Here is a 7,654-nt window from a genome sequence, read left to right as displayed (position 1 = left end):
GTCTAGGAGGACGGCGGCCGGTGCCGGTGGAGCGCCGGGGGCGCTCAGAACGCTCAGTTCTCGCGCTTCTCGCGGATCTTCGCCTTCTTGCCGCGCAGCTCGCGCAGGTAGTACAGCTTCGCGCGGCGGACGTCACCGCGGGTGACGACCTCGACGGACTCGATGGTCGGCGCGTGCAGCGGGAACTTGCGCTCCACGCCCACACCGAAGCTGACCTTGCGGACGGCGAAGGTCTCGCCGATGCCGCCGCCGTGGCGGGAGATGACGACGCCCTGGAACGCCTGGACGCGGGAGCGGTTGCCCTCGACGACCTTCACGTTGACCTTGACGGTGTCACCGGCACGGAAGTCCGGGATGTCGGACCGCAGCTGGGCTGCGTCGATGATGTCGAGCTTCTGCATCGTTCTCTCCGGGCCTGCCACAGGTCAGGCGCGAATCTCGTGGGCCCCGCCCCGGCCGTGCGGCCGTCAGGGTCCCGAAAGGGTGTGGATGGCGGTGCGGCTTGACCCGGTCGGGGGCGGTTGCCCGCCCCGGTCGTCCCCTGTGGCAGAGACCTGACCGGCGACGCACCAACGGCTCATTCTGCCACACGAACGCGCAAAACCGCGGCCCGAGCAGGTGTGACCCGTGGCGGCGAGACGATCAGGCCCGCGTCAGCCCGCCGCCGTCCGCCCCCGGCACCCAGCCGAGCTCAGCGAGCAGCTTCAGGTCGTGCTTGTCCAGCCCCGCGACGTCCAGGGCCTCGATCATGTCCGGCCGCCGCGCCGCCGTCCGCTCCAGCGCCTGGTCCCGGCGCCAGCGCTCGATCTTCGCGTGGTGCCCGGACAGCAGGACCTCGGGGATCTCGAGGTCCGCCCACGACGGCGGCTTCGTGTACACGGGGTACTCCAGCAGCCCCGCGGCTCCGTGCGACTCCTCGACCAGCGAGTCCGGGTTGCCGACCATGCCGGGGATCAGCCGGGCCACGGCCTCGATCATCACCAGCGAGGCCACCTCGCCGCCGTTGAGCACGTAGTCGCCGATCGACAGCTCGTGCACGGTGACCCCGGCGGACCGGTAGTGCTCGGCCACCCGCGCGTCGATGCCCTCGTAGCGCCCGCAGGCGAACACGAGCTGCTCGGCCGACGCGAGGCTCTCGGCGTGCCGCTGGGTGAACACCTCGCCCGACGGCGTGGGCACGATCAGGTGCGCGCCCTCGGTGGCGGCGCCCAGGACGTCGTCGATCGCCTGGCCCCACACGTCGGGACGCATGACCATGCCCGCTCCCCCGCCGAACGGGGTGTCGTCGACGGTGCGGTGCCGGTCGGTGGTCCAGTCGCGCAGGTCGTGCACCCGCAGGTCGAGCAGACCCCGCTGGCGCGCCTTGCCCACGAGCGACAGGTCGAGCACGGACAGGTAGTCCGGGAAGATCGAGACGACGTCCACGCGCACGTCAGCCGTCCTCGCCCTCGACGACGTCGACGTCGGCGTCATCGCCGTCATCGGCACGGTCGACGACGGCGGCGTCCGCGTCGCGGGCCAGCAGACCGCCGGGCGGGGTGAGCACCACGCGTCCGCCGGGGACGTCGACCACCGGCACGATGGCCAGGACGAACGGCACCAGGGTGCGGGCCGTGCCGCCGTCGGGCAGGGTCTCCTCGATGAGCAGCGCCTCGTGGGCCGGCTGGTACTCCAGCGTGACGACCTTGCCGACCACGGTGCCGTCGGCGAGCTCGACCCGCAGGCCCGCGAGCTCGTGGGGGTACCAGGCGTCCTCCTCGTCGGAGGCGTCCGCCTCGACGACGAGCTCGGTGCCGCGCAGCTCCTCGGCCGTGTTCCGGTCGGCGATCTCGGCGAACGTGACCAGCCACCGCCCCTGGTGCTCGCGCGCCCGCGTCACCGTCAGCGGACCGGCGTCCGCCGGGACGGTCTCGAGCCGCTCGCCGATCGCGAGCCGGGTCTCCGGATCGTCCGTGCGCAGGTCGAGGGCCACCTCGCCCTTGAGCCCGTGCGCCTTGCCGACGCGAGCCACGGTCAGCTGCATGTCACTCCTCGGGGATGGAACAAGAAGATGGAGCAAAGAGCGAGGCCCGGTCCGCGTTCGGACCGGGCCTCGTCGTCGTGCTGGATGCCGATGGTTCAGCGCCGGTCGACGTCCACGACGTCGACCCGCACCGGGCCCTCGGTGGCGAGCGCACCGATCACGGTGCGCAGGGCGCGCGCCGTGCGACCACCACGGCCGATGACTCGGCCGAGGTCGTCAGGGTGCACGCGGACCTCAAGGAGGTCACCACGGCGGAGCGTCTTCGCGGACACGCGGACGTCGTCCGGGTTGTCCACGATGCCGCGCACCAGGTGCTCGAGGGCCTCCGAGAGCATCAGGCCTCGTCGCCCTCGGCCGGCGCAGCCGGAGCCTCGGCGGCAGCGGCAGCAGCCTTCTCGGCAGCCTTGGCCTTGGCCTTCTCGGCGTCAGCGTTCACGGCCTCGATGGCGGAGGCGGCGTCGGCCTTCTCGCCCTTGACGCGCAGGGTGCCCTCGGCGCCCGGCAGGCCCTTGAACTTCTGCCAGTCACCGGTCACCTTGAGCAGAGCGGCGACCTGCTCGGTCGGCTGCGCGCCGACACCGAGCCAGTACTGTGCGCGCTCCGACTTGATCTCGATGAGCGACGGCTCCTCGGTCGGGTGGTACTTGCCGATCTCCTCGATCACGCGACCGTCGCGCTTGGTGCGCGAGTCGGCGATGACGACACGGTAGTACGGGGCCCGGATCTTGCCGAGGCGCTTGAGACGAATCTTGACAGCCACGAAGTGGTCTCTCCTGGTTCTGATGGGATGGTCCGAGCACCGCGACGTGGGGTGAAGCAGTGTGTGGGACCGGGACACGGCCTGACCAGGTGAGAGGGGTCTGGGCACGCCGAGTACGTGGATATTGTGCCAGACGGCGCGCGGCCCCACCAACCACGTGTGCGTCACACGGGCGCGGTCAGCGGGTGGTCGGGTAGACGGTGCCGCGCAGCACGACGGCGCTGGGGTGCCGGAGCACCTCGATGTCCTCGCGCGGGTCCGCCGGGTAGACGACGAGGTCCGCGCTGGACCCCTCCACCACGGCCCCGAAGCCCAGGTAGTCCCGGGCGCGCCAGGACGCCATCGCCACGACCTCCGCCGCGGGGATGCCCGCCGCGACCAGCTCGGCGCACTCGTCGGCGATGCGGCCGTGCGAGATGGTCCCGCCGGCGTCGGTGCCGACCAGGAGCTGGACGCCGGCCTCGTGCAGGTCGCGGACCTGCTGGTACCGGCGCGCGTACATGGCCCGCATCCGCTCCGCGTAGAGCGGGTACTTGCCGTCGGCCTGCGCCGCGATGCTCTCGAACTGCCCGATCTGCAGCAGCGTGGGCGTGACCGCGATCCCCCGCCGGGCGGCCTCCGCCATGTGCTCGGCCGTCATGCCGGTGCCGTGCTCGATGCAGTCCACCCCGGCCGCGAGCAGCCCGTCGATCGTATCCTCGCCGAAGGCGTGCACGGTCACCCGGGCCGCCTCGGCGTGCGCCACGGCGACGGCCTGGCGCAGCACGTCGTCGGGCCACAGTGGCCGCAGGTCGCCGTCGGCTCCCAGCGTGCGGTCGATCCAGTCGCCGACGAGCTTGACCCAGCCGTCACCGCGCCGGGCCTGCGTGCGCACCTCGTCCGGGAGCAGCTCCGGGGACTCCAGCTCCAGCCCGAAGTTGCGCAGGTAGCGCTTGGGCCGCGCCAGGTGCATGCCCGCCCGCAGCAGGTGCGGCAGGTCGCCGCGCTGGTGCACCCACGCGGTGTCCAGGGGCGAGCCGGCGTCCCGGATCAGCAGCACGCCGGAGTCGCGGTCCGCCACCGCCTGCTTCTCGGCCTCCTCCGGGGAGACCGCGCCCTCGGCCGCGAGCCCGATGTGGCAGTGCACGTCGACCAGGCCGGGCAGCGCCCAGCCCTCCAGCACCCGCATGTTGGTGCCCTGCGCCGACGGCCGGGTGAGGCTGACACGGCCGCCGCGGACCCACAGCTCCTCGGCCTCACGGTCGTCACCGAGCAGGATGCGCCCGCGGATCGCCGCGGTCGGACCTTCCAGCGCAGACATGCGGCTCCTTCGCTCTCCCCGTCACCCTGTGGACCTGTCCCCTGCCACGCCTCGGACACCCGGCCCGCCCCGGCGTCGTCGCCGGCCTGCCCCTGCCGGCACCAGCCGGCGGCACCGCGTCCGGCCACCGGCCGGACCTCGCCTCACCGACCCAGGAACTTCTCCAGGCCTGGCGGCAGCTCGATGTCGTTCAGGTCCGGCGCCTTGTCGCTCGGCTTCGAGCCCATCCCGAAGGCCGACCCGGCGGGCGCGGCCGGCGTGGTGGCCGGGCCGCCGCCGAGGGCGCGCTGCATGGCGTCCTTCTCCTGCTGGGCGCGCTTGGCGGGGTTCCCGGACTTGCCCTTCTTGCCCTTCTTGGGCGGCGGCGTCTTGCCGCGCGACTTCTTGCCCATGCCCATGCCGGGGCCGCCGGGCATGGCGGGCATCCCGCCGGGGCCCATGCCGCCGCCCTTGGCCATCTGCTTCATCATCTTCTGGGCGTTGTCGAACCGCTCCAGGAGCTGGTTGATGGCCGTGGTCGTGGTGCCGGCACCCTTGGCGATGCGGGCGCGCCGCGAGCCGTTGATGATCTTCGGGTTGTCGCGCTCCGCCGGCGTCATCGAGTGGATGATCGCCTCGATGCGGCCCACCTCGCGCTCGTCGAACTGGTCGAGCTGGTCGCGCATCTGGGCCATGCCCGGCAGCATGCCGAGCATCTTCTTCATCGAGCCCATGTTCTTCAGCTGCTGCATCTGCACCAGGAAGTCCGCGAGCGTGAAGTCCTGGCCGCTGGCGAGCTTGCCCGCCATCTTCTCGGCCTGCTCGGCGTCGAACGTCTTCTCGGCCTGCTCGATCAGGGTGAGCACGTCACCCATGTCGAGGATGCGGCTGGCCATGCGGTCGGGGTGGAAGACCTCGAAGTCCGTCAGCTTCTCGCCGGTGGACGCGAACATGATGGGCCGGCCGGTCACCTTGGCGACCGAGAGGGCGGCGCCACCGCGGGCGTCGCCGTCCAGCTTCGAGAGCACGACGCCGGTGAAGTCCACGCCGTCGGCGAAGGCCTTGGCGGTGTTCACCGCGTCCTGGCCGATCATCGCGTCGATGACGAACAGGACCTCGTCCGGGTTCACCGCGGCGCGGATGTCCGCGGCCTGCTTCATCAGCACCTCGTCGATGCCGAGGCGGCCCGCGGTGTCCACGATCACGACGTCGTGCTGGCGCTCCTTGGCGTACGCGACGCCGTCCCGCGCGACGCCGACCGGGTCGCCGATCAGGGGCGCGTCGGCCGCCGGGTCGTCGGCCTCCGAGGTGTTGCCCGGGTGCGGCGCGAACACCGGCACGCCGGCGCGCTCGGCCACCACGGACAGCTGGGTCACGGCGTTGGGGCGCTGCAGGTCGGCGGCGACCAGCAGGGGCGTGTGACCCTGGCCCTTGAGCGCGTGCGCGAGCTTGCCCGCCAGCGTGGTCTTACCGGCACCCTGCAGACCCGCGAGCATGATCACCGTGGGCGGCGTCTTGGCCAGCGTCAGCGGGCGCGTGGCCCCGCCGAGGATGTCGACGAGCTCCTCGTTGACGATCTTGACGACCTGCTGGGCGGGGTTCAGCGCACCGGAGACCTCGGACGACAGCGCGCGCTCGCGCACGGCGGCGGTGAACTCGCGCACCACGGGCACCGCGACGTCCGCGTCGAGCAGGGCGCGGCGGATCTCCCGCACGGTCGCGTCGATGTCCGCCTCGGAGAGACGGCCCCGCGTGCGCAGGTTCTTGAACGTCGAGGTAAGCCGGTCGGACAGGGAGTTGAACACGGACACAGCCTAATGGAGTCCTGTCGTCAGGGGTTCATCCGGGGAGCAGGGCCCGGGCCCGCGCGGTGAGCCCGTCCACGAGCTGGGAGCGCCACCCCGTCCACGCCTTCGGCCCCAGGGAAGTGGTGTCCGCCTCGGTCAGGGAGCGCAGCACGTCGAGCAGGTCGCGCCGGTGGTCCACGGCCTCCAGCAGGGTGGTGAGCGTGGCGGGGTCGTCGGGGTCGGCGCGGGTGGCCAGGTCGGCGAGGGTGAGGTGGTGGCGCACGAGCCGCGTGACGTCGTCGACCACGTCGGGGGCGAAGCCGGCGCGGGTCAGGATGCCCGGGACCAACCGCGCGCCCTCCACGGAGTGGTCGGCCGCGCCGCGCACCTTGCCGATGTCGTGCAGGAGCGCGGCCAGCAGCAGGAGGTCGCCGGAGCGCTGCCCCGCGACGGTCGAGGGGTCGGGCAGCCGGCGCCGCAGGCGGGCCGCCACGGCGGCCGTCTCGACGAGGTGCCGGTCCACGGTGTGCCGGTGGATCGCGGCGCGCTGGGGCCGGTTGCGCACGTCGGCCCACTCGGGGATCCAGGAGGTGACGACCCCGGCGAGGTCGAGCGCCTCCCAGACCGGCACCTGGGCCTGCCCGGCGGCGAGCAGCGCGAGCAGGCTCTCGCGCGCGGCCGGGGGCCAGGGTTCGGGCAGGGGCGGCGACTTCTCCAGGCTCCGGATCGTCACCGGGGACAGCACGAGCCCGGTCCGCGCGGCGGTCGCCGCGGCGCGCAGGGGCAGCAGCGGGTCCGACGCCGGCCGGGTGCCGACGCCGAGCACGAGCTCGCCGTCGTGCTCGACCAGGCCGTCGCCCACGGAGCGCAGGCGGGGCGGCGTGCGCCGGCCGCGGACCATGATCGGCTTGCCCACGCCCACCGGCCGGGACAGCGCCTGGCGGGCGTGGCGGATGGTGGTGTCGAGCGCGTAGGAGATCACGCGGCCCGACTCGGCGAGGCTCGCCAGCAGCTCGTCGCCGTCGTCGTACCCGGTGCGTTCGGCGACGTCCTCGAGGTCGGCGAGCAGCAGGCGGCTGCTGCGCCGCCTGGTGACCACCTGGAGCGTGTCGCGCACGTCGAGCAGGTGCGTGTAGGCGGTGTCCACCGCCCCGTGGGGGCGGTCGGTGAGCCAGGTCGCGGCCAGCGCGGAGAGCAGCACGGCGTCCCGCATGCCGCCGCGGGCCTCCTTGAGGTCCGGCTCGATGAGGTAGGCGAGCTCGCCCGCCCGCTGCGCGCGGTCGCGCGTGGACGAGATGAGCTCGGGCAGGCGGCGCCGCGCCGCGGCGCGCCAGTCGGTCAGCACGGCGGACGCCGCCCGGTGCACGACGACGGCGTCGCCGGCCACCGCGCGCACGCTCAGCCAGCCGATCACCGCCGGGAGGTCGCTCGCCGCGACCTGCCGGGACTGGCTCAGGGAGCGCACGGCGTGGTCGATGTCCACGCCCGAGTCCCACAGGGGGTACCAGAGCTTCTCGGCCACCCGCTGCAGCTCGTCGGGGCCGTGGGTGCGGCCGTCGTGCACGAGCACGAGGTCGAGGTCGCTCAGCGGGCCGAGCTCGCCGCGGCCCAGGCTGCCGACGGCCGCCAGGGCGATGCCCGACGGGTCGACGTCCTCGGTCGCCGCGGCGAACAGGTCCCCGAGGCGTTCGGTGACCCGCTGCCCGACGGCGGACCGCCGGGCCAGGCCGGACCGGCCGGGACCGGTGAGGCCCGTGGCGATGGTGAGGAGCTCGTCGCGGAGGCCCCGCACCCCGACCGGGGGG

8 protein-coding genes are annotated in these 7,654 nt (G+C 73.3%); all 8 read right to left on the bottom strand.

Annotated features, from left to right (window positions below):
- Positions 1-53: 53 nt before the first annotated feature.
- On the bottom strand, positions 54-401 hold the full coding sequence (gene rplS, locus ACFWEJ_RS24905) for a 50S ribosomal protein L19 (protein ID WP_182614504.1): 348 nt from the start codon (positions 399-401) through the stop codon (positions 54-56).
- Positions 402-642: 241 nt separating this feature from the next.
- Positions 643-1,431: a tRNA (guanosine(37)-N1)-methyltransferase TrmD gene (gene trmD, locus ACFWEJ_RS24900; RefSeq protein WP_377231865.1), complete on the bottom strand. Its 789-nt coding sequence runs from the start codon at positions 1,429-1,431 to the stop codon at positions 643-645.
- Between the two features lies 1 nt (position 1,432).
- Positions 1,433-2,023, bottom strand: a complete 591-nt coding sequence (gene rimM, locus ACFWEJ_RS24895) for a ribosome maturation factor RimM (RefSeq protein WP_377231864.1) — start codon at positions 2,021-2,023, stop codon at positions 1,433-1,435.
- A gap of 95 nt (positions 2,024-2,118) precedes the next feature.
- On the bottom strand, positions 2,119-2,358 hold the full coding sequence (locus ACFWEJ_RS24890; protein WP_020016864.1) for an RNA-binding protein: 240 nt from the start codon (positions 2,356-2,358) through the stop codon (positions 2,119-2,121).
- Entirely contained in the window at positions 2,358-2,783 is a 426-nt protein-coding gene (gene rpsP, locus ACFWEJ_RS24885) for a 30S ribosomal protein S16 (RefSeq protein WP_377231863.1), read from the bottom strand. Before rpsP ends, ACFWEJ_RS24890 begins: the two co-directional genes overlap by 1 nt.
- A 178-nt stretch (positions 2,784-2,961) precedes the next feature.
- Entirely contained in the window at positions 2,962-4,083 is a 1,122-nt protein-coding gene (locus ACFWEJ_RS24880) for an amidohydrolase family protein (protein WP_377231862.1), read from the bottom strand.
- Positions 4,084-4,226: 143 nt separating this feature from the next.
- Positions 4,227-5,867, bottom strand: coding sequence for a signal recognition particle protein (ffh, locus tag ACFWEJ_RS24875; RefSeq protein ID WP_377231861.1), 1,641 nt, complete (start codon positions 5,865-5,867; stop codon positions 4,227-4,229).
- A gap of 34 nt (positions 5,868-5,901) precedes the next feature.
- Positions 5,902-7,654, bottom strand: a 1,753-nt coding sequence (locus ACFWEJ_RS24870; RefSeq protein WP_377231860.1) for an HD domain-containing protein, incomplete at its 5' end; no start/stop codon positions are given.

Source organism: Promicromonospora sp. NPDC060204, assembly GCF_042728455.1.
GTDB lineage: Bacteria > Actinomycetota > Actinomycetes > Actinomycetales > Cellulomonadaceae > Promicromonospora.
The sequence above is the reverse complement of the archived record's forward strand: the minus strand, read 5'-3'. Positions and strand labels throughout refer to the sequence as shown.

Bases quoted from the DNA above. Each gene is read 5' to 3' on its own strand.
- ACFWEJ_RS24890 (WP_020016864.1), bottom strand. From the start codon at position 2,358: ATGCTCTCGGAGGCCCTCGAGCACCTGGTGCGCGGCATCGTGGACAAC.
- rimM (WP_377231864.1), bottom strand. From the start codon at position 2,023: ATGCAGCTGACCGTGGCTCGCGTCGGCAAGGCGCACGGGCTCAAGGGC.
- ACFWEJ_RS24880 (WP_377231862.1), bottom strand. From the start codon at position 4,083: ATGTCTGCGCTGGAAGGTCCGACCGCGGCGATCCGCGGGCGCATCCTG.
- rplS (WP_182614504.1), bottom strand. From the start codon at position 401: ATGCAGAAGCTCGACATCATCGACGCAGCCCAGCTGCGGTCCGACATC.